Source organism: Kitasatospora sp. NPDC004723 (genome assembly GCF_040609255.1).
Taxonomy (GTDB): domain Bacteria; phylum Actinomycetota; class Actinomycetes; order Streptomycetales; family Streptomycetaceae; genus Kitasatospora.
The window spans coordinates 38,574-63,381 of sequence record NZ_JBEXJT010000023.1; the positions used below are offsets into that span (position 1 = coordinate 38,574).

The window sequence follows — 24,808 nt, forward strand, 5'->3', positions numbered from 1 at the left end:
GGACGGGCGGGGAAGGGGGCGGGTCAGAGCATGTGGATGCGCCGGTAGAGCCTGGCCGCCGGGCCGGTGATCAGGCCGTTCTCGGCGAGGAAGGCCATCAGGTGACGGCTGCTGGTGCGCATCATGGCGCGCCGGTGCTCGCTGGCCCGGACCTCGGCGAGCGCCCGTGCGACGTCCAGCCCGGCGGCCTTGTACACGGACGGGTGAACCATGCTGGTGACGATGACGAAGGCGCCGGCCGCGATGCCGAAGGCGGCGTTGCGACGGCGCAGGGCGCCGGCTCCGCGCAGCCGTTCGCGGATCTCCTGGCGGGCGAACTTCATGTGCCGGGACTCCTCGACCACATGGATCCGGGACGTCCCGCGGACGATGTCGAGGACGTTCTCGCCGCGCATCCAGTCGCGCTGCATGACGTCCAGCACCTCCTCGGCCACCAGGATGCCGCCGTAGGCGAGTTCGCCCCGGGCGAGGGACTTGTAGGCACGCCCGGCCTGGGCGACGAGCCGGTTCGGCCGGTACCGGGGGACGCCCATCCGCTCGCAGGCCCGGGCGAACATGATCGAGTGGCGGCACTCGTCGGCGATCTCGGTGAGCGCGAAGCGGAACTCGGCACTGCCGGGGTCCTTGAGGTACTGGTCGCGCAGCACCATCTGCTGCAGGATCATCTCGAACCAGATGCCGGTGGTCATGATCGAGCCGACCTCGTGGCGGGTGAGGGTGACCCGCTGCTCCTCGGTCATCTCCGCCCAGAGCGGGGTTCCGTAGAGGGTGCTCCACTCGGGGTTGAGCCCGTAGTGCCCGGGCGGGAGCGGGGCGTCCCAGTCGATCTCGGCGGACGGGTCGTAGGAGAGGGTCGCGGCCGAGGCGAGGAGCCGCTTCGAGACGTCGTCGTCGGCCGCGGTGCGGGTCCGGGTGGGGATGCGTTCCGCCGGGTGAGCCATGGCTGCCTCCGTCAGGTGCGTGGCCTGCGCGGGAACCCGCCGGCCCCGCTTATTGACGGAGATTACAATAAGAGTGGGCGCCCGAGAACCCCCCGTGCAGCGCGCTGTCCGCCGCCCGGAAACTGGCGGGCTCGCCGGGCCGGGGGATGATGGAGGGGTCGCGGCAGCCAACCCGCCGACGGAGAGGAGCGGACCGGATGGACACGGCGGACGCCCTGAACCGCGGCCGATCCCCCTTCGTCGTCAACGCCATGGGCGCCCTGCTCGACGCGGACGGCCGCATCGTCCGCTGGACCCCGGAGGCGGAGCGGCTGCTCGCCCTCGGTGCCGCCCAGGTCCACGGCCGGCCCGTGCACGACCTGCTCGACGACCCCTCGGGGTGGCCGGCGATGTCCGAACTCACCGCGGAGCAGCAGGCCGAGGGCTGGTCCGGCGAGGCGGTGCTGCGCTCCGGCCGGGGCGAACGGCTCGCGCTCTCCTACCAGGTGCTGCCGCTGGACGCGCCCGAGGAGGACGCCCCGCCGGGACCGGAGGGCACCGGCGCCCCCCGGTACTTCGTGCTCGCCTCCCCCACCGCACTGGTCGCCCGCTCGCGCCAGGACCAGGCCTTCACCCGCGAACTGTTCCTGCAGGACCGGGTCGGCCTGGCCGTCTTCGACGAGCGGCTGCGCCTGATCCGCACCAACACCCACCTGCTCCCCTACAGCGGCCTGCCGCCGGACCTGCGCGGGCGGCGCCTCGGCGACTTCCTGGAGGCGCGGGACGCCGCCGCCGTCGAACGCGGACTGCAGGACGTGCTGCGCACCGGCCGGCCGCTGATCGGCGCGGAGGAGATCGTCCGCACCATCGAGGACCCGGCCGGCGGGGCGGTGATGGCGATCTCGGCGTTCCGGCTGCAGTCCCCCGACGGGCAGGTGATCGGGGTGACCGCGCTGTTCACCGACGTCACCGAGCTGCACCGGTCCGGCGAGCGGCTCGCCCTGCTGCACCGGGCGACGGCGGCCGTCGGCGGCTCGCTGTCGGTCACCGGGACGGCGGAGGAGCTGGCCGCCGTGCTCGCCCCGCCGTCCCCGGACGGCCCGGGCGCCCCCTCCACGCCGTCCGCCCCGGGCGGGCCCAAGGCGGGCGACGGGTCGGTGCCCGGGCTCGCCGACCTCGCGGTGATCGACGTCGCCGAGGCCGTGTTCACCGGCGGGGAGCCGTCCCCGGGCCGGGACGGCCGGGTGCCGCTGCGCCGCACCGCGGTCGCGAGCACGGCGTCGGCCTCGGCCGAGGCCGACGGAGCGGGGATCCCGGCGCCCCCGCCCACCGGGGTGACCCTGCACGCCGACCCCGGCGAGCAGACCACCCACACCGCGTTCCCCCCGTCGATGACCGTCCCGCTGCGCGCCGGCGGCAGCCTGCTCGGCCGGGTGAGCGTCCACCGCGCCCCGCACCGGCCGCCGTACCTGCCGGCCGACCTGGAGCTGCTGCGCGAGATCGCCGACCGCGCCGCCCTCGCCCTGGACAACGCCCGCCGCTACGCGCGCGAGCACCGCGCCGCCGTCGGGCTCCAGCGCAGCCTGCTGCCGCCCTCGCTGGCCGAGACCACCGCCGTCTCCACCGCGAGCGTCTACCTGCCCACCGACACGGCGAGCGGGATCGGCGGCGACTGGTTCGACGTGATCCCGCTGTCCTCCGCCCGGGTCGCGCTGGTCGCGGGGGACGTGGTCGGCCACGGGCTCGCCGCCAGCGCGACCATGGGCCGGCTGCGGACCGCCGTCCGGACCCTGGCCGATCTCGACCTGGAGCCGGACGAACTGCTGGTCCACCTCGACGACCTGGTCGCCCAGCTGATGGTGGAGGCCGAACGGCCGGACGAGGAGGAGGACGGCCCCGGCGCGGAGCCGGGGGCGACCGCGGCCACCCTGCCCCCGGTGAGCCACGGCGCGTGGAGCGACAGCGCCCACGACACCCCCGACGACCAGCAGACCGTGCCGTTCGGCGCCACCTGCGTGTACGCGGTGTACGACCCGGTGTCGCGGCGCTGCGTGATGGCCTCGGCCGGGCACCCGCCGCCCGCCGTCGCGACGCCGGACGGCGAGGTGACGTACGTGCCCCTGCGGCCGGGGCCGCCGCTCGGCGTGAGCGGGCTGCCGTTCGAGGTGACCGAGGTCGAGCTCGCACCCGGCAGCCTGCTGGCGCTGTACACCGACGGGCTGCTGCTCGGCTACGCGGACGACCTGGAGGAGGGCATGCACGAGCTGTCCCACCGGCTCGCCGCCACGGCCGCCCCGCCGGACGGCTCCGTCCCCCCGGCCGGCGCCGCGCTGCGCGAGCTCGGGCGGGACCTCGTCGCCGGCCTCCCGGCCCACCGGCTCACCGACGACGTCACCCTGCTGCTGGCCCGGACGCGGGCGGTGCCGCCGGAGGACACCGCGGGCTGGACGCTGGAGGCGGACCCGGCGGCGGTCGCGCAGGTCCGGGAGGCCGCGACCGCGCAGTTGCTGGCCTGGGGGCTGGAGGAGCTGGCGTTCACCACCGAACTGGTGCTGAGCGAGCTGGTCACCAACGCGATCCGCTATGCGGGTGGTCCGGTGGGCGTCCGCCTCATCCGCGCCGAACGGCTCACCTGCGAGGTCTCCGACCCCAGCGCCACCCAGCCCCGGATGCGCCGCGCCCGCCTGACCGACGAGGGTGGCCGCGGCCTCTACCTGGTCGCCCAGCTCACCACCCGCTGGGGAAGCCGCTACACCCGCCAGGGCAAGACCATCTGGGCCGAGCAGGACCTCCCGCCTGCCGGCTGACACCCCCTCGGGAACGGCCGGTGCACCCGGGACGGCGGGCGCCGCCGAGGACACGCCCTCGATGCGAGCAATGCGCCGGGATCGCCGCCCCTCACCGGTGTGATGGTGCTCTGATCTGCCAACTCATCCCCTCACAAGGAGAGACATGCGCACTCGCACCGCCCTCGCCGCCGGCATCCTCGCGTCGGCCGCCCTGCTGGCCGGCGGCGGCACCGCCGCCGCCGACTCCGTCGCCGAGGGCATCGCCGCCAACTCCCCCGGCGTCCTGTCCGGCAACCAGATCCAGATCCCGGTCCACATCCCGATCAACCTCTGTGGCAACTCGATCGACATCATCGGGCTGGCCAACCCGGCCTTCGGCAACATCTGCATCAACAAGTAGGACCACCGGCACGGCGACGCGGGTCCGCCCACCCGGGCGGGCCCGCGTCCGCGTGTCCGCGTGTCCGCCGCAGAACGAACCGCGCCGCCCGGGAACCCCGGGCGGCGCGGTGTCGATCAGGCAGCCGGTCGTCAGACCGAGAACCAGCCGATCAGGTCGGCGACCACGTCGGTGCCGCCCCACTGGTTGGCGAACGACACGCGTCCGTCCGCCACCGGGACCATCACCAGCGTGGAGACGGCCTCACCCGGGCGGTAGTCGATGTTCGAGGCGTCCGGCACCGACTCGCCGTGCGGGTAGGCCGTCACGAAGCCGGTCCGGGTCGGGTTGACGGCCGTCACGTTCATCACGACCGCCGTCGCCCCGGTGACCGGGACCCCGCCCGCACCGGCGACCTGGAGCGGCACCACGCCGCCCTGGCCGACCCGGCCGGCCGGCGCGCCGAGGCCCGGGCCGGGGCCGGCCGGGTCTGACGTTCGGCCCCCTCCCGGCGCCGTCCGGTCGCGGCTGGTCCCGGACCTGCGACGGCGGCGAGCCGTTCGTGTCCGTCCGGGCCGATCCCCTGCCCGGACGGACAGTCAGCCGGGGATCAGTCCTGGAGGCCCAACGAGCGGGTCAGCTGGGTGAGTTCGGCGCGGAAGAGCTTGTCCGGCGCGGAGGTCTGGGCCCGCAGGTGGCCGTAGACCTCGAGCACGACCAGGCCGTGCAGATGGCCCCAGATCCGCAGCGCCAGGGCCACCCCGGCCGGCGGCAGCGCGGGGAACGCGGGGCGGACCTTGTCGAGCAGGCCGGGATCGAAGTCCTCCCAGCCGAAGCCGTCGCCCGCACCCGCACCCGCACCCGCACCCGCACCCGCGGCACCGTCCCAGGCGGTGTCGGCGAGCGCGGCGATGCCGACGCAGACCCGCCGGGCGGCGTCGGGCGCGGCGCCGCCCTCCGGCGCGCGGTAGCCGGGGACGGGATCGCCGTAGATCAGCCGGAAGCCCTCGGGGTTGGCCAGCGCCCAGCCGCGGAAGGCGTGCGCCCAGGCCTGGATCCGCCGCGCCGGGGCGTCCTGCGCGGAGGCGGCCCAGGCGGCGTCGAGGGCGTCGGCGAGCGCCGTGTAGACGTCCGCGACGAGGGCGGTGACCAGGTCGTCGCGGGTGGCGAAGTAGCCGTAGATGGCGTTGGCGGTCATGCCCATCTCGCGGGCGATGGCCCGCAGGGTGATCGCGTCGGGGCCGCCGGAGCGCATCAACTCCAGTGCGGTGCACTTGATCTCGGCGGTCGTCTCGATCCGCAGTCGCTCGCGTCGTCCGGTGCTCGGGGTGCCTGCCACGGCGCCACTCTACAGCGTCACCTCGCTGATTGCCGTGGGAAAACTTCACGCCGTATAGTTCCCACACGGCATGAGGGGCAGACGTGAGGAAGTGCTGTCCCGAGCCGCCGTTTCGGCCTTGACCGTGGCATGAACCAAGGGGAGAACCATGCACATCGGCATCATCGGAGCCACCGGCACCATCGGCAGCCGGATCGTCACCGAGGCCCTCGGGCGCGGACACCGCGTCTCGGCGTTCAGCCGGGACGCCTCCGCGATCACCGACCGGCGCGAGAACCTGAGCTGGGCGAGCGTCGACGTCCTGGACCCGGCGGGCGTCGCCGCCGTCCTGCCCGGCCTGGACGTCCTGATCAGCGGCTTCCAGCCCGGCAACGCGGCGAAGGACTTCGCCGACACCGTCCGGCGCTCGATCGCCGACCCGACCGTCTACGCGACCGCCGCCCGGTCGCTGCTCAAGGCGCTGGACAGCCACCCCCGCACCCGGCTGATCGTCATCGGCGGCGCCGGCAGCCTGGAGATCGAGCCGGGCGTCGTCCGCGCCGACCACGACGAGCTCTTGCACGCCGCGCTGGACGAGCTCGGCCTGCCCCGCGAGTACGCCGCCGCCGTGCGCGGCCACCGGGAGGCGCTGGACGTGCTGCGCCTGTCCAACCGGCTCTGGACGTACTTCAGCCCCGCCGAGCGGATCGGACCCGGCGAGCGCACCGGCCGCTTCCGGATCGGCGGCGACCAGGTCGTCCTGGACGCCGACGGCCTGAGCCGGATCTCGGCGGAGGACGCCGCGGTCGCGCTGGTGGACGAGGCGGAGCTGCCCCGCTTCGTCCAGCGCCGGTTCACCGTCGGCTACTGAGCCGACGGCGACCACCGGGCCGGACCCGGCCGCGCCGCCGCACGGCCGGACCGGCTCCCCGGATCAGGGGAAGGCGGGAAAGGCCGGGTCGAGCACGGGCCCGTCCGGGACGAGGACGGGCCCGTCCGGGTCGGTCACGGGCCCGGTCGGGATGACGGGCCCGGTCGGGACGTAGGCGGGATCGATCGGGACGTAGTTCGCGTCACCGGCGAAGAAGATCTGCGCGCCGGTCGCGAGGGTGGCCGGCGCGCTGAGGCAGACCTTCAGCTGGGTGACGGCGAACGGCCCGCCGCCGACCCAGTAGTTGACGTTGTACGAGGCCATGCACTGCTGCTTCCGCGTGAGCTGCAGCACCGAGGGGTTCGACGGCAGGATCGTGAAGTCGGGTGCGGGCGCCACGGCGTTCACGGGCCCGGGGTCGGTGGCGGGGCCCTGCGCGGCCTGCGCGGTTCCGGCGGCCAGCGCCAGCAGCGGGGCGAGCACCGCCACGGTGGCCACCGCGGAGACCGATCGGCGAAGACTCATGGGACGAACACTCCTTCGAGAGAACGGAATCGGCGGCGCCCGGCACCTGCTCGGCGACCGACGCCATGGACCGAATCCTCGCTGTCCCGGCCGGTGCGACGACATCCCATGTTTCTGGGCCGTTTCCCGGCACGACGGGTAGGACGCATCACTCGGTCGGGATCCTTGGCGGTCCGCAGTCATTTGACTGATGCCGCCGCCTCCCCCGCACGGGCAGTCTCGTGGTGCGGCGAGCCCGACCCGGGGCCCGCCGCGCACGAGCACTGTCACCCGCCCGCGTCACAGCCGCGGGCAGACCCCGAAAGCGAGTTCCACCATGGCCCTCAAATCCTTCAAGCTGGCGACCACCGCCGTCGCGGGTGCGATCGCCGGGGCGATGATGTTCCTCTCGGCCGCGCCGGCCTCCGCCGCCAACCCCCCGTACGACGGGTGCCCGGGCTGGGCGCTCTGCCTCTACCAGAACAGCGGCGGCACGGGTTCGAAGGCGATCGTGACCCCGCCCCCCGCCGGCAGCGGCAGCCTGATCGTGCGGCTGAACCAGGTCCACTTCCTGAACGGGGTCCTGGCCGACAACCAGGTGTCCTCCTGGATCAACAACTCGCAGTGCTCGGTCGAGTTCTGGGACGACCCCTACGGCGAGCTGCACCCGTCCCAGGTCGACTACGCCCAGGCCTGGAGCTGGGGCACCAAGGGCGACTACGACGCGGGCGGTTCCGACTACTACAAGAACGACCGGATCTCCAGCCTGCGGTTCGGCTGCTTCAACAACTAGTCGTCGCCGGTCCGCGGGCACCACTCCCGGCGGACCGGACCGTCCAGCACACCGCCCCCGTCTCGCCCAAGGAGCCGGGGGCACTTCTGCGACCCCCCGGAACGAGGTCCCGTGAAACGTCTACGACCATCGGCCGCGCTGCTGTCCGGCCTGCTGCTCTCCCTCACCCTCCCGGCGCTCGCCCCGACGGCGCCGGCCTCCGCGGCCCAGGCCGGCTCCGTCGCGGCCGGCCCCGTCACGGCCGGTCCCGGGGCCGAGGGCCCGGACCTGAGCTACGCCAACCGCACCGGACCGGCCCCCGGCATGCCCGACTGGTCCCGGGTGGGCTTCCGCGGCGGCCGGCCGCTGCCCGGCGACGGCGACCTGACCACGAACGCCGATTGCCGCATCACCCCCGACCGGCTCGCCTCCCAGTACGGCGTGCGGGCGGACGACGGCGCCGACGACACCACCGGCCTGCAGCGGGCGATCGACGACATCAAGGCCAACTGCTCGCCGGGCGCCAACTTCAACAGCCTCTCGCTGATCTCCCTGCCGGCCGGCCGGATCGACGTCTCCCGGCAGATCTACGTGGACGCCGACTTCCTCGTCCTGCGCGGCCAGGGCTCCGGCGCCGCCGGCACCCGCCTGGTGTTCCGGCCCGACGCCGACACCCGCTACGACACCCTGGTCAACGGCCGCTGGGACCAGGACAGCATGAAGGCCGGCAGCGGCAGCGACGTCGGCACCGGCGGCTGGATCTGGCCGGGCCGCGGCCTGTTCCGGGTCCAGACCCGGGACATCGCCGAGCGCTACCAGGACGACTGGGCCGCCGCCCCGGCGAACCGCAAGGACATCTTCGAGGGCAGCGTCAACCAGCACTGGGCCTCCGGCATCAAGGTCGCCGCCAAGACGGCCGACCTGGGCTGGGCGGGCCGGCAGGGCCAGGACGTCGTGCAGCTGGACCCCAAGGCCGACATGAAGAAGTTCTCCCTGGGCGGCTACGTCTGGGTCGGCGCGGCCAACAGCGTCAAGTTCTACGAGCAGCAGGGCGTCTCCGACCGCAGCCAGATGGACAACCTCCACATGCGGCAGCAGATGTTCCGGGTCAACGCGATCGACGCCGCCGCGAAGACGGTCACCCTGGACCGCCCGCTGGAGTGGGACCTGCCGGTCGACTCCACCTCGGACGGCTCCACCCCGCTCGGCGACAAGCCCTACGCCAGCAAGGTCACCCCGCTGAAGGTGGTCGAGGGCGTCGGCTTCGAGGACTTCGCCTTCACCCAGGACATGAACGGCCTGCCCAAGCTCGGCGGCGGCACCTACAGCCTGACCCCCGCCCAGGCCGTGCACAACTACGGCAACATGGCCCCCGAGTACGCGATGCACGGCATCGTCTTCAAGTGGGCCGCCAACGACTGGGCCCGCGGGCTGAAGGCCGAGATGACCGGCTCGCACCCGATCGTCACCGAGGACGCCCGCAACGTCCAGATCGAGCGCAACAGCTTCGACGGCGCGTGGAACAAGGGCAAGGGCGGCAACGGCTACCTGCGCGGCAGCCGGGTCTGGGACTCGCTGTACGCCTACAACCTCAGCCGCAACCTGCGCCACTTCACCTTCCAGTGGTCGGCCGGCGGCAACGTCGCCTTCCGCAACGACCTCGACTCCGACCTCAACCTGCACGGCGGGTGGGAGCACAACAACCTGTTCGAGCAGAACACCCTGCGGGTCCCCTACGAGCACCGCTCGGGAAGCTGCACGACCAACTGCGGCGGCGAGGGCGGCGAGATCGACGAGGGGACGTGGTACCCGATCTGGTGGGCGGCCGGTCCCAAGGCGGTCAAGTGGTCCGGCTCCTCGGGCCCGCAGAACGTCTTCTACGACAACACGATGGTCAAGCAGGCGGCACCGGGCGGACCGTACGAGCCCTACACCCCGTACGGCACCCGGTCCGGCACCGCCTTCCAGTTCGGCTCCGCCAACGGCTCCCCGAGCAGGTTCCAGCCGCTGAGCCAGGGCGGGCAGGCGATCCCGGACTGGACCGGCCGGGAGACCCTCGACTTCACCGGCCAGGGCGTCGTCCCCGCCGACGTCGGCAAGCGGCCGTCGCTGTTCCTGCGGGACACCGGCGGTGATCTCGACCCCCGTGCGGGCAACCGCCGCACGATCGCCACCTGGAACATGCAGGGCGCGGGCACCGGCGGCGGGACGGGCGAGGACTCCTCCGCCTACGAGAGCAAGTACACGCTGGGGGTGAACCAGCTGGCACGGCAGAACCAGGCCGACATCATCGCCCTCCAGGAGGCCGGTGCCCCGCCGAGCGGCGCCGTATTCGAGCAGGACATCCCGCAGAACCCGGCGGTCTTCTTCGACTGGGCCGGCCGCACGCCCCCGGTCCGCGAGTACCGGTACGGGGGAACGGGCGCCAGGCCGCAGGGCTACCTGTACTGGCTGCACACGGACACCGACCCCAACACCGAGACGGGCCGGGTCAACCTGGCCGTCCTGAGCCGTACCCGGGTCCAGCCGCAGGACGTGTACGTCATCGAGGCGGGGCGGGACAACGGCTTCACCGGCCGGCCCGCGCTCGGCGTCAACGTCGACGGCGTCGTGTACTTCACGGTGCACGGCCTCTCGGGCAGCGGCAACGACGACCCCGGCCTGCTGCGCAACATCCGGCAGCGGATGGCCACCGCGGGCCCCAACCAGAGCCCGCTGCCCTGGATCGCCCTCGGCGACTACAACCGCGCGCCGCTGCCCCCGACCGACCCGAACGAAGCGGACAGGTCGCTGGCCACCGCGGTCACCGGCGAGTTCACGGTGCACGCCCCTGCACTGCCGACCCATCCGACCGTCCGGCGCCTGAACTCGAACACCCCGGACCGCGTCCTCGACTACGCGGCCGTTCCCGTCGGCAACACGAATCCCAGCGTCCTGGGAATGAACCGGGTCGGACAGATGCTGCTGTCGGACCACTACCCCGTCGTGATGGAGGTCGGCAACCTGCCGAACCCGCCGCGGTCCCAGGCGGTGACGGTGCCGGTGCCGAGCCCCGCCGTGCTGCGCAACGCCGCCACCACCAACGTGGCCGCCCCCGGCAGCAGCACCCATGCGGTCAGTGACCAGCCGATCAACCCGGCCGGCATCCAGACGCAGGTGTTCACCCTGTCGCCCGACCCGGAGTACAGCGGCTTCTACCGCCTGTTCCACGCCAACGCGCCCTACGCCGGCCGCTACCTCGGCCAGGAGGGCGGAGCCCGCGACGCACGGACGGTGCTGTGGCCGAACGCGGCGCTCGACCAGCTCTGGCAGCCGGTCCCCCAGGGCGACGGCACCTGGACCCTGCAGAACTACGTCACCCGCCAGTTCCTCACCGACCTCGGTCCGGGCCTCGGCATCGTGGCCCGTGACCAGGACGGCTCGGCCGCCCAGCGCTGGTTCCTCCAGGACCCCCAGGAGAGCACCCGGCTCACCGAGATCGTCGCGACGGACTCCGGCGGCTCGGCCCCGGCGCTCTCGGTCGACGACCTGGAGGTCGCGCCCTACCCCGTCTACCTGGCGCCGGACTCGCACGGGAACCACCAGCGGTTCAGCGCCATCTCCGCGGGCCCGGACGGCGCCGACAACTGCGTCTACCTCGTCTACGGCCGCCAGTACGTCAACTCCACGGCGGCCCACCCCCAGGCTCCGCAGAACGGCGACTACGTCACCACGGGCGCCTACCGCCCCAATGACAACGGCTACCTGTGGTGCAAGACCGACGACGGCCCCAACGGAACGCTGCTGTCCAACTTCGCCAGCCCCTACGACCACCTCGACCTGACCCGCAGCACCCTGGTCGACACGGTCACCGTCACCCGCCCCGGAGCCGCCACCGCCCGCCTCCACTGGCTCTTCCGCACGGTCACCCGCTAGCCGACGGAACGTCATTCCCCGCCGCCGGCACGGCCGGTCGACCCTCGGGCCGGCCGGCCGTCCGCCGTTCGTGAGGAGGTCGCCCCCGAGGGCGGGGCGGGGGGTGCTCGGGGTGTCGGACGGACCGGTGAGCGTGGACGGCGAGGCGTCCGCCCGGGAGCGCCCGGCGCCGCCTGGACACCGCAAGGCGTGGCACATGGTGAACATTCGCATACGGACAGTAGTCTTCGGGCAGTCGAAGCACCCGCCGTCCGCAAGGAGGAGCGCAATGTCGAAGTTCAAGGCCACGATCAGGGCGAAGGCCAAGGACAAGAGGGTCGAGCAGATCAAGCGGTACTTGGAGCTCAACGACTACGAGGTCACGGTGACCGCCGACCCCAAGGCCACGGACACCGTGGTGACCGGGGTGGGCCCGACGCCGCTCAAGGACCCCACGATCGCCCAGCTCGCCGAGCAGTTGGGCCTGCTCCTCCCCAGGAAGGAGTCGGCGTACGACCTCGTCGTGATCGGGGGCGGCCCGGCCGGACTGGCCGCGGCCATCAACGCCCGGAGCCTCTACGGCCTCTCCACGCTCATCATCGAGCGGTACGCCCCCGGCGGAACGGCCGCCACGTCGATCAACGAGATCGACAACTACCTCGGGTTCGACGACGGGATCGAGTCCGAACTGTTGTGCCACAAGGCCGTCGTCCAGGCGAAGAAGTTCGGGGCCGAGTGGCTGCCCAGCTACGGCGTGACGGAACTCAAGCTCAGCGAAGACCCGAAGAAGACGAAGCACAGGATCACCGCGACCAACTCCGAGGGCTCTCCGAACGTCACGGTGGAAGCCTCGCTGGTCCTGCTCGCCACCGGCCTCGTCCCGCGCAAGCTGACGCAGAAGACCGCCGCCGAGTTCGAGGACCAGGGCATCTACTACTACGCCCTGCCCGGGGACGCGGAGGGCGTGACGTCGAAGGACACGATCATCGTCATCGGCGGCGGCGACTCGGCCGGTCGGGCCGCGCTGATGTTCGCCAACAAGGGGGCCAAGGTCGTCATGCTGATCCGCGGGACCGCGGGCAAGGACATGCTCAAGGCCGTCTACGACAAGGTCAAGGCCGACTCGAACATCACCGTCGTGGACGATACCGAGGCCATCGAGTTCAAGGCCGCCACGACTGCGAACGCGAAGCTGACGGTGAGCACCGGCAAGACCAAGACCACCACCGTCACCGCGACGTACGACGTCACCGCCGTCTACGCCCTCATCAGTGCCGATCCCGACACCAAATGGATCGAGGACGCGGGCGTCACCGTGGTCCGCAAGACGAATCCGGACGGCACGAAGGCGAAGTACGGCCTCGTGGCCACCGACCTGGACATCTACTACGACGCTATGAAGGACGGAACGTTCGACCCCAAGAAGCACGCGGAGGAACTCAAGACCGTGACCGCCATGGCCACCAACAAACCCGGCGTCTTCGCGGCCGGCGACGTCCGCTTCCGCAGCGAGCGCCGCATTCCCAGCGCCGTGGGCGAGGGCACGGCCGCCGCCCTGGCCATGAGCAACTACCTGCTGGGCAAGCCCGAGGTCCTCTACGCCCTGGTGGGCCGGGCGGCGCCCGCCTACTACCTGGCCTGATCCAGCGCCCGGCCGCCGAGGAACGGGCCGCCCCGCACCGGCCGTGCGGGGCGGCCCGGCTGCCGGGAGGCCTTCCGGCCCCCGGCCCCGGTCAGCCGGCGAACCCCGGCACCACCAGGGGCGTGCGGATGGCCCGGATCGCGGTGCGCCCGACCTGGGTGGGGGTCCTGGACGTCCGCACCCGGTTCCCCGGCGGCTCCACGGCCGCCGAGTTCACCGGCCGGGGCCGGTCCTGACGAGGGCGGGCGACCGGCCCTGCGGGTGCGGTGGCGCCGCACCCGCAGGGCCGCCGGGCCAGCCGGGCCAGGGGCTCCTCCAGGCGCGGAGTCGACTCCCCTCACTCGTTCGAGTGCAGCTGACGACCCTTCGGTTTCCGGCCCTCCCCTCGGGTCCATGATCCGCCTGGACGGCGCCCCCATCGGGCGCCCCGGCCTTCCAGGAAAGGGCAGTTCATATGACCACTGAGGGTGGAGAGCCGACCGCGGCGATCACCGATGCGACACTCGCCGACATCGCCGCCAACGGGATCTGGCGCGGCGCGAGCCTCGACATCAACCCGGCGGTGCTCGCCGTCGCCCGGGCCCTGCTCGCCGCCCTCCAGGGCACGGCCCCGGCCGCCGCGCTCCCCGAGGAACTGCGGAAGCTCGTCGAGCAGATCCTGCGGGACGCCGGGGTCACCTTCCCGCGCATCCCCGTGACGGAGGAGATCAGCCTCTCCGCGTTCGCGATCCAGCAGAAGACCTCCGAGCCGCGCCCGGTCGTGATCGTGCCCGCCGGCTGGAACCCGTACGGCTGGCTGCCGTTCATGGTCGGCTACCTCTCGCTGGCCGCCCGCGGCTACCACGTGCTGGCGTACACCCCGCGCGGGTTCGGCGAGCCGGGCGCGCTCTACAGCTCCAACGGCTTCATCGGCGTCGCCGGGCAGGACGACTGGGAGGACGGGTCGGCGGTGATCGACCACGCGCAGGGGCTGTTCTCCCCGAGCAAGGTCGGGTTCCTCGGCCTGTCCTACGGCTCCGGGATCAGCCAGCTGGTCGCCGCGCACGACCAGCGGAACCGGGTCGCCGCCGTGGCCGCCCTGAGCACCTGGGGCAACCTGGCCACCAGCCTCTACGATCACGGCACCCGGCACCTCAAGGCCGTGGAGCTGCTGATCAAGTTCACCGGAGCCGAGGAGGGCAAGGAGCACGAGAGGTTCGACGAGGAGACCTGGCGCATCCTCCAGAACTTCCTGGCCGGCCGGGAGATGGAGGAGGTGGTGCGCTGGGGCAACGCACGCTCCCCGGAGACCTACGTCGGCCTCACCAACTCCCAGGGCGTCCCCACCTTCTACTCGAACACCTGGCACGAGAGCCTGTTCCCGGCCGGCGAGGCGATCGCCACCTTCGAGAAGCTCACCGTCCCCAAGCACCTGAACCTGTGGATCGGCGACCACGGCGCCCCGGAAGGCCTCGGCATCACCGGCTTCCCGAGCGGGACGCCCTTCGTCGGCTCGCTGACGCCGATGCTGGAGGCCTACGCCTGGCTCGACCACCACCTGCTCGGCAAGCCCACCGACGTGCCGGACTGGCCGGTGGTCAACAGCCAGGTGATGTTCACCTACGACACCGCCCCGGCCATCAGCGGCGGCAGGCGGATCACCAAGGCGGCCCGGCGCGAACCGCTCGACTCCTGGTCCGAGGCCACCACCGGCACCGAGCCCTGGTACCTGAGCGGCACCAACGGCAACGGCGACGGCGCCCTGTCCGACAAGCCGTCCGCGGGCTGGAGCCGCGCGTTCACCGCCGGGCACGAGACCAGCGCCACCGCGATGGACGACATCATGGAGACCGGGCAGAAGGAGTGGTTCGGCAACCCCAAGCCCTACGACCCGGCCGGCTTCGAGCGCGACCGGCTGCTCGTCTGGTCCACCGAGGCGCTGGCGGGCGGGCGCCGCATCCGCGGCGCCGCCAAGCTCCGGCTCGCCGTGGGCGTCGAAGCGGGCGACGCCGCGTCCCTGGTCGCCTACCTCTTCGACCTCGCCCCGGACGGCTCCGCCCGGATCATCACCCACGAGCCCCTCACCGTCACCGGTCTCAGCGCCGGCACGGAACGGACCGTCGAGTGGACGCTCCAGCCCGCCGCCTACGACCTGGGCGACGGCCACCGGCTGGCCCTGGTCGTCAACAGCCGCGACCGGCTCTACTCCTTCGTCGGCGGCGAGGGCGGCACCAGCAGGACCACCATCACCTCCCTGGCCGGGGAGGAAGCCCGCCTGGAGCTGCCGCTCGGCTGAGCGGCACGCCCCGGAAGAGGAGCGGCCGGCCGGTTCGGGGCCGGCCGGCCGCTCTGCGCACGCGCGGCCGGTCAACCGGCGAAGCCCGGCACCACCAGGCCCGACTCGTAGGCGATCACCACGGCGTGGGTGCGGTTCTGCGCGCCGAGCTTGGTCAGCACATTGCCGACGTGCGTCTTCACCGTCTCCAGGCTCACCACCAGCGACCGGGCGATCTCCGGGTTGGACGAACCGGTGGCCATCAGCCGCAGCACCTCCTCCTCCCGCCCCGTCAGCGCCGCCCTCGGCAGCGCCTCGGCGGAGTCCAGTGGGCGGGCGGCGACCATCCGGCGCAGCGCCGCAGGGAAGAGGATCGCCTCCCCGGCGGCCACCACCCGCACCGCCTCGGCGATCTGCCGGACCGGGAGCCGCTTGAGCACGAAGCCGCTGGCCCCGGCGCTGAGCGCGGCGGTCACGTAGCCGTCGTTCTCGAAGGTGGTGATCACCACGACCTTCGGAGGTTCGGCGCACTCGGCGGACCCGCCGGCCAGCAGCTCCCGGGTGGCCTCGATCCCGTTGAGGCGCGGCATCCGCACGTCCATCAGGACCACGTCCGGCCGCAGCCGTCGTGCCTGCTCCACCGCCTGGACGCCGTCGGCGGCCTCCCCGACCACGGTGATCCCCGGCTGGACCGCGAGCAGCGTGCGCAGACCGCTGCGGGTCACCTCGTCGTCGTCCGCGATCAGCAGCGCGACGGAGCCGCTGGTCCCGGCGCCGCCCGGCTCAGTGGGCATCACGCCGACACCCGTACCGGCAGCCGGACCGTCAGCCGCCAGTGCTGCGGCCCGTCCGGACCCGCCTCGAACTCGCCGTGCAGCAGCCGCACCCGCTCGGCCAGCCCGGGCAGGCCGTGCCCGGACGTCGGGAAGGCGCGCCGGCTCCTGCCGGTGGCCGCCGCCCCGGTCCGGTTGACCACGCGGAGCTCCAGCGCGTCCGGCGCCGCCACCACCTGGACCTCGATCGGACCGCCCGCCCCGTGCCGCAGGGCATTGGTCAGTCCTTCCTGGAGGATCCGGTACGCCGCCCGGGAGACCGTGCCCTGCACCTGCGCCAACTCGCCCGAGAGCTCAGGCTCCACCACCGCGCCCGCGTGCCGCAGCCGGTCCAGCAGTTCGGGCAGGTCGGCCAGGGTGCGGGTGGGAGCCGTCCCCGTCTCCTCCTCCCGCAGCACGCCCAGCACGTAGTCCAGGTCCTCCAGCGCGGCCCGGGTCGACTCCTCGATGCTGCGCATGGCGGCCCGCGCCGCCGCCGGGTCGGCGGACAGCACCTCGCCCGCCACCGCGGCCTGGATGGTGGCCGCCGTCAGGGTGTGGCCGATGGAGTCGTGCAACTCATGGGCCAGCCGGTTGCGTTCGGCCAGCAGCTGTTCCCGTTCGGCCGCCAGAGCCAGCCGCTCGGCCGCCGACGGGCCGAGCAGCCGGGGCGCCGACCACCGCAGCACGCCCGTCACCATCGCGCACACCGCCGCCGCCAGCAGCACGCAGCCGAGCGCCGCCGGCCAGCTCCACCAGCCGTCCGCCAGGTCCACCGAGCGGTCGAACAGCTTCAGCCGCGCCGAACCGCCGAGCCAGTTCCCCGGCAGCGACAGCCCCAGGAGCAGCAGCAGCCCGGCCGCCGGCGCGCCCGTCCACCCCAGTGCCACGAGCAGCACCAGCCAGAGCGTGGTCCGCAGCCGCTCCGCGGCGGACCGTCTGCCGCCCGCCGGATCCGGCAGCGGCACCCTCAGCACCCGGCGGGCGGACGCGACCAGCACCCGCCGTGTGGTGCGGGCCAGGCCGAGCAGGCCGATCAGCACCGCCCAGACCAGCAGGGTCAGCACGGCCTGCACCGCGTACGGAGCGGGACTCCACAGCAGCGCCGGCAGCATGGCGAACGGCAGCAGCGGAAGGCTCGCCAGCGCGCCGCAGAAGGCGAACAGCATGCCCGTGTACGTGGAGCCGCTCAGCAGCGGCCGGATTCCCCTGATCATGATCGCCAGTATGTCGGCGCAGCTCACCGGGGGCCTCCCCCGATCGAGGGATCGTGCTTTCCCGCCTTTCCGCGATGTGGGCCGCAGGCTCCGGATCCCATGATCGTGTCGCTACCACTTCTCCCAACGATTCCAGGAGTTGACCCATGCGTGAGCAGTCCAGGCTGAGGCTTCGTTCCCTGTCGGCCGCCGCCGCGGTGGCCGTCGCCGCCCTGACGGCGGGCGTCCTCGCGCCGCCGGCCGCATCCGCCGCCACCGCCACCCGGCCCGACACCGTGCAGCGGGGTCTCGACGCGCTGGTGCGTGACGACGGCCTGCCCGCCGCGCTGGCGAGCGTCAAGGACCGTACCGGCCGCACCCGCACCTACACGGCGGGCGTCGGCGACCTGGCCACCGGCGCGAAGGTGCCCGGGGACGGCCAGGTCCGGATCGGCAGCAACACCAAGACGTTCACCGCGGTGGTCGCGCTGCAGCTGGTCGGCGAAGGGAAGGTCGACCTCGACGCCACCGTCGACGGCTATCTGCCGGGCCTGGTGCGCGGCGACGGGATCGACGGCCGGCACATCACCGTGCGCCAGCTCCTCCAGCACACCAGCGGACTGCCCGACTACGAGGGCTACATCAGCGAATCGGACATCCGCAGCCGCTACTACGAGCCGCGCGACATCCTGGACATCGCCTTCCAGCACAAGGCCGACTTCGCCCCCGGGGCGGGGTTCGCGTACAGCAGCACCAACTACGTGCTGGCCGGTCTGATCGTCCAGAAGGTCACCGGCCGCCCGATCGCCGAGGAGATCGGGCGGCGTGTGCTCCAGCCCCTCGGGCTGCGGCACACCTACTTCCCCGCCGCCGGCGACCGGAGCATCCGGGAGCCCCACCCGAAGGGCTACTACCGGGAGTCGGCGGCCGAGCCCCTGCGCGACATCACGGAACTGGACCCCTCGGTGGCCTGGGCGGCGGGCCAGATGATCTCCACCAACGCCGACCTCAACCAGTTCTTCACCGCCCTCCTCGCCGGCCGCCTCCTCCCGGCGGCCCAGCTCGCCCAGATGCGCACCACCGTGCCGATCGGGAACAGCGGCGCCGGCTACGGGCTGGGGCTGATCAGCCGCCCGCTGTCGTGCGGCGGGGTCTACTGGGGGCACGGCGGCGACATCCCGGGCTACGAGACCCGGGGCGGAGTGACGGACGACGGGCGCGCCGTCAACATCGCGGTGACCACCATCCCCATCGACGAGGCGGTCACGGCGCATCTCGAAGACGTCGTGGACACGGCCCTCTGCCGGTAGGAAGAAAAAGAACGGCCGGTCGATCCGAAGATCGGCCGGCCGTTCATTTGTGCGCGAGGGGGGAGTTGAACCCCCACGCCCTTTCGGGCACTGGAACCTGAATCCAGCGCGTCTGCCTATTCCGCCACCCGCGCAACTGGGTGATGGGTAAATAGTAGCCCATCCCCAGGGGTGGTCCTAACCAACGGGGAGGGAGCCGTCCCGGAGGGAGGTGAGGAAGGACTGCCAGGAGGCGGAGGGGAAGAGGAGGACCGGCCCGGAGGGGTCCTTGGAGTCACGCACCGGAACGACGCCTGGGGTAGGGGACACGAGGGCCACCTCGACACAGTCGCCCCCGTCCGGCCCGCTGTAGCTGCTCTTGCGCCAGACGACCGCGTTGGTCACGGACCTCGCCATCCCGGTAGCCCTCCATCGCATCGGCGATCAGCTCCAGCGATTCCCTCACCGAGAGCACTTCCCCCCGCAGCAGATCATAGCCACGGCGATGCGCCGCCACGATGTTCGGAGCATCGCTCAGATGCCCCCGGTCCAGACTCTCCGAGTAGACCCAGTTCCGTCCGTCCGGCATCTCCAGCAACACCATCGAGGTCTTGACAACCCTCCGCCGTGCAGCGAAGGGCGCCACCTGAATGCTGATATTGGGGAACCTCGCGACGTTGAGCAGGTGTTGCATCTGGCGACGCATGATCGCCGGACCTCCCAGCTCCGTCCTGATGGCACTCTCGTCGAGCACCGCCATCAGCAACGGACCATCCGGATCAAGGAAGCGCCGCTGCCTACCGATTCGAGCAGCGGTCCGCTCGGCGATCAGCTTCGGATTTCCCGCCGCATTACCGGCCGTGAACATCTCCTGGGCATACTCCCTGCACTGCAGCAGCCCGTGCATGAACCCGTACTGATACAGGCGCAGGGCCACCGCCTCGGCCTCCATCTCGGCGTGGTCCCGAAACCAATCCGGATGCTCGATCTCGGCGTTCCAGTCCACCCGGTCCCACAGCCGCTTCAGCAGGCCGCCGGTGTTGAGTACTCGGTCCGCATCCTCGACCATCTCGGGCTGCATCCGGCGCTTGCCACTCTCACAGCGCGTCACCACGGTGCGGTCGCAGTGCAGGAGCTTGGCCAACTCCTCCTGCGTGTAGCCGGCCAGCTCCCGGTAGAACCGCAACTCCTCGCCGAACATCACGGCCGAGCTCGCCGTCGGCCCGCGCATGGTCCTCCGGTGTGCCATCACCGCTCCCCTCATGTGCCGCACACGCCCCGCACGGCGATGTGGTCGTCACCGTACATCCGGAACCGGATGATTGATATCGGAACGGAGTTATTCGCGTGCACAGCGTGATATTCGGGCCCATTCGCGCGCCCGTTTCACTCCCCCCTCACTCCCCGGAGGTCCCCATGCCCTGTCGCCGGCCGCGCGAGTTCGCCACCCGACTCACCCCCCAGCTCGAATCCACCCCCCTCGCCCGTACCGTCCTCCGCGCCTATCTCGCCGGGATGCCGCAGGGTCAACGCTTCGCCGACGTCGGCAAGTTGATCCTCGGCGAACTCTTCGCCAACGCCGTCCGGCACGGCGACGCGCCACCGGACCGCCTCATCGAGATCCGGTTCGCCGTCACCACCGGCCGCCTCCGCCTCGAAGTCCACGACGCCGGCACCGGCCGCCCCACCCTCCAGCCCTCCACCGCCCCCGACGACGAGCACGGCCGCGGCCTCTTCCTCGTCAACGAGCTCTCCGAGCGCTGGGGCTGCTGCCCCCGCGCCGGGGGCATCGGCAAGTTCGTCTGGGCCCTCATCACCCCCGCCCCTGTCTTCACCGACCTCACCCTCGACCGCACCCCGAAGCTCGTCCCGGCCTGACGTTCCCCCCAACGAGCGACACCTCCCGACCTTCCATCACCTCGGGGCCGCCAAGCGTCCTTCCACGACCGGGAAGCACCGCCCCTGGCTGGACCACCCCGGCAACCCCCCTGCCCTGAACCCGCAGAACCGGACGGGCCCGGCCGCCCGGAGATTCCGCGCGGCCGGATCAGCCCTCGCCGGTTCAGCGAGCCGGTGAGCCGGCGAGGGCCGCGCCGGTGTGCTGCTCGCCGGCGATGCCGATGGTGCCGTCGGGGAGGCGCTGGACCGAGCGCACGCCGGGAAGCAGGTTCAGCAGCACGCAGGGTGTGCCGATGAGGGCGGCGGCGGCCAGCAGGGTCGTCCGCATCCCGAGGAACTCGGCGGCCGGAGCGGCGGCGGCGTAGCCGGCGGGCATGGCGATCAACGAGATCATCCAGTCCAGCGCGCTGACGCGGGCCTGTATCTCCTCGGGGAAGAGCTGCTGCTGCGTCGTCGTCAGGACCTCGCCGATGAGCGCGGTCATGGCGAAGGCCACGGCCACGCCGAGGGCGATGGCGAAGAGCGGGGCGGGGGGAGCGAGCAGGGCCAGCGGCAGGATGCCGAGCAGTGCGGCCGCGTTCGCGGTGACCAACGGGCGGCGCGGCCGGTAGCGCAGCGCGGCCAGCCCGCCGACGATGGAGCCCACCGCGCCGGTGGCCACGATCACGCTCCAGGCGGTGGCTCCGCCGTGGCCGCGCTCCATCACGACCGGGCCCAGGACGAAGAAGAACGCTATCGCGAAGTTCCACACGCCCCAGCAGAGCAGGTTGGCCAGGTACCAGCGGCGCTGGGCCACCGCCGACCAGCCGTCGCGCAGGTCCGCGAGGAAGCGCTGCCGCTCGGACCGCTGCACCGGCCTGCGCAGGTCCATCCGGGCGAGCAGCGCGAAGCTCAGCAGGAAGCTGAGGGAGTTGACGAGGATCGCGGCACCCGGTGTGGCGACCGCGAGCAGCAGCGCGGCGAGGGCCGGGCCGAGCACCTTGGTGGTGCTGTCGGTGAGGCCGAGCAGGGCGTTCGCCGGTTGCAGCTGCCCGGCACCGACGATCTCGGGCACGACGGCCCTGGAGGCCGGCGTGAAGAAGGCGAAGGCCATGCCGGCGACCGTGTAGGTGACGGCGAACTGCCAGACCGCCGCTTGATGCAGGAACACCATCACGGCGAGCAGGCCGTAACAGACCGCCTGGACGGCGTCGGCCACCATCAGCACGAGCTTGCGGGACAGCCGGTCCGCCCAGACCCCTCCCACCGGCAGCATCACCACCTGGCCGACCGCCTGACAGGTCAGCACCGTCCCGACGTCCAGGGTGCTGCCGCCCGAGCGCAGGACGGCGAAGACCACTGTCACCGGCATCAGGGCATTGCCCACGGCGGAGATGCTGCGCGCGGTCCACAGGAGTCGGTAGGGACGCTCTCGCAGGGTGCTCAACGAGTTCGGCAGCGGCATGGCAACCCTCCTTGCAGAGTGATGGAGTTTCGCGAACCGTCAAAGGCCCGCGGGGAATCGACGGGCCGCACCTGCCGGCCGTCTGCCGCCCGGCGTCACCGCGAAGGTCTCCGGGCAGGGGGCACCGCCGTCCCGCGGCCGCGGCACGGAATCAGTGGGAAGGGCGTCAAACAGTCATGCGGAATCGCCGCCGGTAGGCTCCGGGCGTCGTACCGGCCCGCTTGCGCAGTGCTCGGTGAAGCGTCTGCACCGAGCCGAGCCCGCACGAGACGGCCACCTGTTCCAAGGGCTGGTCGGTGCCCTCCAGGAGGTGGCGGGCCGCTTCCACCCGTGCGGCCTCGACGTAGGCGCCCGGGGTGGTCCCGGTCTCCTGGCGGAAGACTCGCGCGAAGTGGCGCTCGCTCAGGCACATCCGTGCGGCCAGAGCGGCGGTGGACAGGTCGCCGCTCAAGTGGTCGACGATGAACATCCGCAGGTCGTCGATGTCCCGGCGGGTCGCGGGCGGCCGACTCAGCGGGACCGAGAACTGACTCTGGCCGCCCGGGCGCCTGAGGTACAGGACCAGTTGCCGGGCCACCGCCAGTGCGACGTCCTCACCCAGGTCCTCGGCGACCAGCGCCAGGGCCAGGTCCATGCAGGAACTGATCCCCGCACCGGTCCAGACGTTGCCGCAGCGTACGAAGATCGGGTCGGGGTCGACGGTGATCTCGGGATGGGCGTCCGCCAACTGCGCCGCGGTCGACCAGTGCGTCGCCACCGTCCTTCCGTCGAGCAGCCCGGCGGCGGCCAGCAGGTGCGCCCCCGTGCACACCGACACGACCCGTCGGGCCAGCGGCGCGACCCGGGCGACCCACGCCACCACGTCGCCGTCCACCCGGGCGACCTGGCCGCCGGGGCCGGCCTCGACCGCCCCGGGGACCAGCAGCGTGTCCAACGCCCCGTCCACCTCGTCGAAGGACCGGTCCGCGACCAGCCGCAGCCCCGCCGACGTGGTCACCTCGCCGCGCTCCCGGGCCGCGAGCTCGACCCGGTAGCCCGCGGCGCCCCCGGTCTCCCGGTTGGTCAGCGCGAAGACCTCGGCCGGACCGGTGACGTCGAGAAGGTCGACGTCCGGGAAGACCGCGATGACGACGCGGCGGATGCTGGGCATGCGTCCATCCTGACCCGCTGGATTCGGTGGTGGCAATGACGGTCTGCTGCCACATTCGGACATGGCCGTCCGTCAGGCGTGGTGTACTTCTTCGGTCGCCCAACTGCTCCAGGAGGCAATGGTGTTGCGTGGCAGGCCGCCGAAGGGCTTCCGCATCCCCACCGACCGGGAGACGGCGCTGGCGTTCGGTGAGCCGGTGGCCGTGCTGCGGGACGCGCCCGCCGAGTGGGTCGTCACCGTGGGACGGCAGGGCGTCAACGGCTTCGTGTACCGGATCGACGTCGGCTACCACCTTCCGGGCGGCGAACCGGTGGCCACGGTGTCGACCGTCCGGTCGTCGCCCGAGTACCCGCAGCTGCCGCAACACCTCGACCCGACCGAGGAGTTGCACACCTTCCTCGCCAACAGTGACCGGCCGGCCGAGGCCGTCGGCCGGGTCCCCTACCTCAGCCGGGACGCGCGGCTCGGCCCCCTGCGGATCCCCGTGCACGTCCACCACCGCCAGGACTGCTTCGGCACCCGCCTCCCCAGGTTCCCCCACGAGACCGGCTGCATCGTGGTGGCCGGGCTGACGGCGCACTGGCCCGTGCTGTCCGCGCTCGTCCTGCGCGAGCCCGCCGACTTCCCGGACACCCACCTCCTCGACCGACAGCCGTAGCCCACCGGACGTCGCGCCCGTCGCGCCCATTCGAACGCATCCGCATCGCCCGCTCGGCGCGCGCGGATTGCGGCCACTCCCACCGGCGGAGAAGTTGGGTTCCGGGGCATCCACGCCCCGAAACCCACCCCCCAGGAGTCACCATGCGACGTCTCACGGCTGTACTCGGCACCCTGGCCGCGGCCGGGACGATGGCCCTCGCCATGCCCACCACCGCCCTCGCCGCCACCGGGAAACTCGTCATCGCGCCCGATACGGTCATCACGAACCCGAGCGGCTGCTACAACTCGACGATCGTTCCGCTCATCGTGTTCAACGAGACCGACGGGTTCGCCCTCGTGTACAGCGGTCCGAACTGCACCGGCAACGTGATCGCGGTCGTTCCCCCCGGCGGCGGCACGACCCAGGAGTTCGGCTCCTCCGTCTACATCAAGTAGGACCCGCCGCGCAGGAAGTCGGCCGCTCCGACTTCCTGCGCAACAGCGCCGGACTCACGCACCGGCACCGGCCGCCGCCTCCAGGGTGGCGCGCCAGAGCGGGCTGTCCACGTAGTGATTGTCGTACAGCTCGGAGGAGTCCTTGATCTCCCGCGGGCTCGCCTCGCCCCGCATCACCCGGCCGAGCAGGCGCAGGTAGTCGAAGCGCGGCATGCCCGGGGTGAAGACGAACAGGACGTCGGCCTCGGAGCCGGGGGCGGCGGCGAAGGCGTGCGGGGTGTGCGGCGGGACGAGCAGGAAGTCGCCGGCGCCGAGCAGTTCGACCTTCTCGTCCAGCAGGACCTGGAGCGAGCCGCCGATCACGAAGAACAACTCGGAGGCCCGGGTGTGGAAGTGGGCCGGGGCGCCGGCCGCGCCCTTGGCGAAGGTGGAGCGGTAGCTGGTGATCGGGCTGCCGTCGGTGCCGCAGTCGGCGAGCAGGGTCATCACGCTGCTCGGGTCGCTGGTGGTCTCGGCGGTGGCGGCGCGGGTCAGCAGCGGCTTCGGCGATGCGGCGTTCACGGTGGTCTCCCCGGTCTCG

The 24,808-nt window shown here is 72.4% G+C and carries 22 protein-coding genes and 1 tRNA gene; 11 read left to right on the forward strand and 12 right to left on the reverse strand.

Features of this window, described 5'->3' with window-relative positions; translation table 11 throughout:
• Window positions 1-23 precede the first annotated feature (23 nt).
• The gene (locus ABZW10_RS21960; RefSeq protein ID WP_355368446.1) at window positions 24-941 is read right to left on the reverse strand and encodes a diiron oxygenase; all 918 of its coding nucleotides are present in this window, start codon (window positions 939-941) and stop codon (window positions 24-26) included.
• Between the two features lie 197 nt (window positions 942-1,138).
• Between ABZW10_RS21960 and ABZW10_RS21965 the strand changes: the two genes are divergently transcribed.
• Together ABZW10_RS21965 and ABZW10_RS21970 are read left to right on the forward strand one after the other, a co-directional pair.
• Window positions 1,139-3,727 carry a SpoIIE family protein phosphatase gene (locus tag ABZW10_RS21965; protein ID WP_355368449.1) on the forward strand — a complete coding sequence of 863 codons (2,589 nt, stop codon included), beginning with the start codon at window positions 1,139-1,141 and terminating at the stop codon, window positions 3,725-3,727.
• 145 nt (window positions 3,728-3,872) lie between these two features.
• Window positions 3,873-4,109: a chaplin gene (locus tag ABZW10_RS21970; RefSeq protein ID WP_355368452.1), complete on the forward strand. Its 237-nt coding sequence runs from the start codon at window positions 3,873-3,875 to the stop codon at window positions 4,107-4,109.
• Window positions 4,110-4,240: 131 nt separating this feature from the next.
• Here ABZW10_RS21970 and ABZW10_RS21975 read toward each other — a convergent pair whose 3' ends face one another.
• Both ABZW10_RS21975 and ABZW10_RS21980 read right to left on the reverse strand, forming a co-directional pair.
• Window positions 4,241-4,516 (reverse strand): hypothetical protein, encoded by a 276-nt coding sequence (locus ABZW10_RS21975; protein WP_355368455.1) that lies wholly within the window; start codon window positions 4,514-4,516, stop codon window positions 4,241-4,243.
• A gap of 182 nt (window positions 4,517-4,698) precedes the next feature.
• Window positions 4,699-5,427 (reverse strand): TetR/AcrR family transcriptional regulator, encoded by a 729-nt coding sequence (locus ABZW10_RS21980; protein ID WP_355368458.1) that lies wholly within the window; start codon window positions 5,425-5,427, stop codon window positions 4,699-4,701.
• A gap of 148 nt (window positions 5,428-5,575) precedes the next feature.
• Here ABZW10_RS21980 and ABZW10_RS21985 point away from each other — a divergent pair, with 148 nt between their 5' ends.
• On the forward strand, window positions 5,576-6,277 hold the full coding sequence (locus ABZW10_RS21985; protein ID WP_355368461.1) for an NAD(P)H-binding protein: 702 nt from the start codon (window positions 5,576-5,578) through the stop codon (window positions 6,275-6,277).
• Window positions 6,278-6,340: 63 nt separating this feature from the next.
• On the opposite strand, the gene ABZW10_RS21990 is transcribed toward ABZW10_RS21985, so the two are convergent.
• Entirely contained in the window at window positions 6,341-6,802 is a 462-nt protein-coding gene (locus tag ABZW10_RS21990) for a hypothetical protein (RefSeq protein ID WP_355368464.1), read from the reverse strand.
• A 316-nt stretch (window positions 6,803-7,118) separates the two neighbouring features.
• On the opposite strand from ABZW10_RS21990, the gene ABZW10_RS21995 reads away from it, so the two are divergent.
• From ABZW10_RS21995 to ABZW10_RS22010, 4 genes are all read left to right on the forward strand, one after another.
• A complete protein-coding gene (locus tag ABZW10_RS21995) occupies window positions 7,119-7,574 on the forward strand; it encodes a peptidase inhibitor family I36 protein (protein ID WP_355368467.1) in 456 nt (151 codons plus the stop codon).
• Window positions 7,575-7,685: 111 nt separating this feature from the next.
• Window positions 7,686-11,468, forward strand: a complete 3,783-nt coding sequence (locus ABZW10_RS22000; RefSeq protein ID WP_355368470.1) for an endonuclease/exonuclease/phosphatase family protein — start codon at window positions 7,686-7,688, stop codon at window positions 11,466-11,468.
• Window positions 11,469-11,736: 268 nt separating this feature from the next.
• A complete protein-coding gene (locus tag ABZW10_RS22005) occupies window positions 11,737-13,089 on the forward strand; it encodes an NAD(P)/FAD-dependent oxidoreductase (protein ID WP_355368473.1) in 1,353 nt (450 codons plus the stop codon).
• A 454-nt stretch (window positions 13,090-13,543) separates the two neighbouring features.
• Window positions 13,544-15,364, forward strand: a complete 1,821-nt coding sequence (locus ABZW10_RS22010; RefSeq protein WP_355368476.1) for a CocE/NonD family hydrolase — start codon at window positions 13,544-13,546, stop codon at window positions 15,362-15,364.
• A 71-nt stretch (window positions 15,365-15,435) separates the two neighbouring features.
• Here the strand turns inward: ABZW10_RS22010 and ABZW10_RS22015 are convergent, their stop codons facing one another.
• Both ABZW10_RS22015 and ABZW10_RS22020 read right to left on the reverse strand, forming a co-directional pair.
• Window positions 15,436-16,137 carry a response regulator transcription factor gene (locus ABZW10_RS22015; protein WP_355368479.1) on the reverse strand — a complete coding sequence of 234 codons (702 nt, stop codon included), beginning with the start codon at window positions 16,135-16,137 and terminating at the stop codon, window positions 15,436-15,438.
• Window positions 16,137-17,372 (reverse strand): histidine kinase, encoded by a 1,236-nt coding sequence (locus ABZW10_RS22020; protein WP_355368482.1) that lies wholly within the window; start codon window positions 17,370-17,372, stop codon window positions 16,137-16,139. Before ABZW10_RS22020 ends, ABZW10_RS22015 begins: the two co-directional genes overlap by 1 nt.
• Before the next feature lie 146 nt (window positions 17,373-17,518).
• Between ABZW10_RS22020 and ABZW10_RS22025 the strand changes: the two genes are divergently transcribed.
• Window positions 17,519-18,661, forward strand: a complete 1,143-nt coding sequence (locus ABZW10_RS22025) for a serine hydrolase domain-containing protein (protein WP_355368485.1) — start codon at window positions 17,519-17,521, stop codon at window positions 18,659-18,661.
• A gap of 50 nt (window positions 18,662-18,711) precedes the next feature.
• On the opposite strand, the gene ABZW10_RS22030 is transcribed toward ABZW10_RS22025, so the two are convergent.
• From ABZW10_RS22030 to ABZW10_RS22040, 3 genes are all read right to left on the reverse strand, one after another.
• A tRNA-Leu gene (locus tag ABZW10_RS22030) sits at window positions 18,712-18,795 on the reverse strand.
• Between the two features lie 43 nt (window positions 18,796-18,838).
• Window positions 18,839-18,979 carry a DUF397 domain-containing protein gene (locus tag ABZW10_RS22035; protein WP_355368489.1) on the reverse strand — a complete coding sequence of 47 codons (141 nt, stop codon included), beginning with the start codon at window positions 18,977-18,979 and terminating at the stop codon, window positions 18,839-18,841.
• Entirely contained in the window at window positions 18,936-19,871 is a 936-nt protein-coding gene (locus ABZW10_RS22040) for a helix-turn-helix transcriptional regulator (protein WP_355368492.1), read from the reverse strand. The genes ABZW10_RS22035 and ABZW10_RS22040 overlap by 44 nt, the downstream gene beginning before the upstream one ends.
• Window positions 19,872-20,056: 185 nt before the next feature.
• Here ABZW10_RS22040 and ABZW10_RS22045 point away from each other — a divergent pair, with 185 nt between their 5' ends.
• Window positions 20,057-20,518, forward strand: coding sequence for an ATP-binding protein (locus tag ABZW10_RS22045; RefSeq protein ID WP_355368495.1), 462 nt, complete (start codon window positions 20,057-20,059; stop codon window positions 20,516-20,518).
• 184 nt (window positions 20,519-20,702) lie between these two features.
• Here the strand turns inward: ABZW10_RS22045 and ABZW10_RS22050 are convergent, their stop codons facing one another.
• Window positions 20,703-21,983 (reverse strand): MFS transporter, encoded by a 1,281-nt coding sequence (locus tag ABZW10_RS22050; RefSeq protein ID WP_355368498.1) that lies wholly within the window; start codon window positions 21,981-21,983, stop codon window positions 20,703-20,705.
• 166 nt (window positions 21,984-22,149) lie between these two features.
• Window positions 22,150-23,133: a DJ-1/PfpI family protein gene (locus tag ABZW10_RS22055; protein WP_355368501.1), complete on the reverse strand. Its 984-nt coding sequence runs from the start codon at window positions 23,131-23,133 to the stop codon at window positions 22,150-22,152.
• A 124-nt stretch (window positions 23,134-23,257) separates the two neighbouring features.
• Here ABZW10_RS22055 and ABZW10_RS22060 point away from each other — a divergent pair, with 124 nt between their 5' ends.
• Both ABZW10_RS22060 and ABZW10_RS22065 read left to right on the forward strand, forming a co-directional pair.
• Window positions 23,258-23,791: a hypothetical protein gene (locus tag ABZW10_RS22060; protein ID WP_355368504.1), complete on the forward strand. Its 534-nt coding sequence runs from the start codon at window positions 23,258-23,260 to the stop codon at window positions 23,789-23,791.
• A 143-nt stretch (window positions 23,792-23,934) separates the two neighbouring features.
• Window positions 23,935-24,228 carry a hypothetical protein gene (locus tag ABZW10_RS22065; RefSeq protein ID WP_355368507.1) on the forward strand — a complete coding sequence of 98 codons (294 nt, stop codon included), beginning with the start codon at window positions 23,935-23,937 and terminating at the stop codon, window positions 24,226-24,228.
• Between the two features lie 54 nt (window positions 24,229-24,282).
• On the opposite strand, the gene ABZW10_RS22070 is transcribed toward ABZW10_RS22065, so the two are convergent.
• Complete coding sequence (locus tag ABZW10_RS22070; RefSeq protein WP_355368510.1) at window positions 24,283-24,789, reverse strand: cupin domain-containing protein; 507 nt, start codon at window positions 24,787-24,789, stop codon at window positions 24,283-24,285.
• Window positions 24,790-24,808 lie beyond the last annotated feature (19 nt).

Coding starts and splice junctions, on each gene's coding strand:
- ABZW10_RS21990 (WP_355368464.1), bottom strand. CDS start 6,802: ATGAGTCTTCGCCGATCGGTCTCCGCGGTGGCCACCGTGGCGGTGCTC.
- ABZW10_RS21960 (WP_355368446.1), bottom strand. CDS start 941: ATGGCTCACCCGGCGGAACGCATCCCCACCCGGACCCGCACCGCGGCC.
- ABZW10_RS22020 (WP_355368482.1), bottom strand. CDS start 17,372: ATGATCAGGGGAATCCGGCCGCTGCTGAGCGGCTCCACGTACACGGGC.
- ABZW10_RS22015 (WP_355368479.1), bottom strand. CDS start 16,137: ATGCCCACTGAGCCGGGCGGCGCCGGGACCAGCGGCTCCGTCGCGCTG.
- ABZW10_RS22045 (WP_355368495.1), top strand. CDS start 20,057: ATGCCCTGTCGCCGGCCGCGCGAGTTCGCCACCCGACTCACCCCCCAG.
- ABZW10_RS22005 (WP_355368473.1), top strand. CDS start 11,737: ATGTCGAAGTTCAAGGCCACGATCAGGGCGAAGGCCAAGGACAAGAGG.
- ABZW10_RS22040 (WP_355368492.1), bottom strand. CDS start 19,871: ATGCGCGGGCCGACGGCGAGCTCGGCCGTGATGTTCGGCGAGGAGTTG.
- ABZW10_RS22010 (WP_355368476.1), top strand. CDS start 13,544: ATGACCACTGAGGGTGGAGAGCCGACCGCGGCGATCACCGATGCGACA.
- ABZW10_RS21970 (WP_355368452.1), top strand. CDS start 3,873: ATGCGCACTCGCACCGCCCTCGCCGCCGGCATCCTCGCGTCGGCCGCC.
- ABZW10_RS22050 (WP_355368498.1), bottom strand. CDS start 21,983: ATGCCGCTGCCGAACTCGTTGAGCACCCTGCGAGAGCGTCCCTACCGA.
- ABZW10_RS21985 (WP_355368461.1), top strand. CDS start 5,576: ATGCACATCGGCATCATCGGAGCCACCGGCACCATCGGCAGCCGGATC.
- ABZW10_RS21995 (WP_355368467.1), top strand. CDS start 7,119: ATGGCCCTCAAATCCTTCAAGCTGGCGACCACCGCCGTCGCGGGTGCG.
- ABZW10_RS22055 (WP_355368501.1), bottom strand. CDS start 23,133: ATGCCCAGCATCCGCCGCGTCGTCATCGCGGTCTTCCCGGACGTCGAC.
- ABZW10_RS22065 (WP_355368507.1), top strand. CDS start 23,935: ATGCGACGTCTCACGGCTGTACTCGGCACCCTGGCCGCGGCCGGGACG.
- ABZW10_RS22025 (WP_355368485.1), top strand. CDS start 17,519: ATGCGTGAGCAGTCCAGGCTGAGGCTTCGTTCCCTGTCGGCCGCCGCC.
- ABZW10_RS21965 (WP_355368449.1), top strand. CDS start 1,139: ATGGACACGGCGGACGCCCTGAACCGCGGCCGATCCCCCTTCGTCGTC.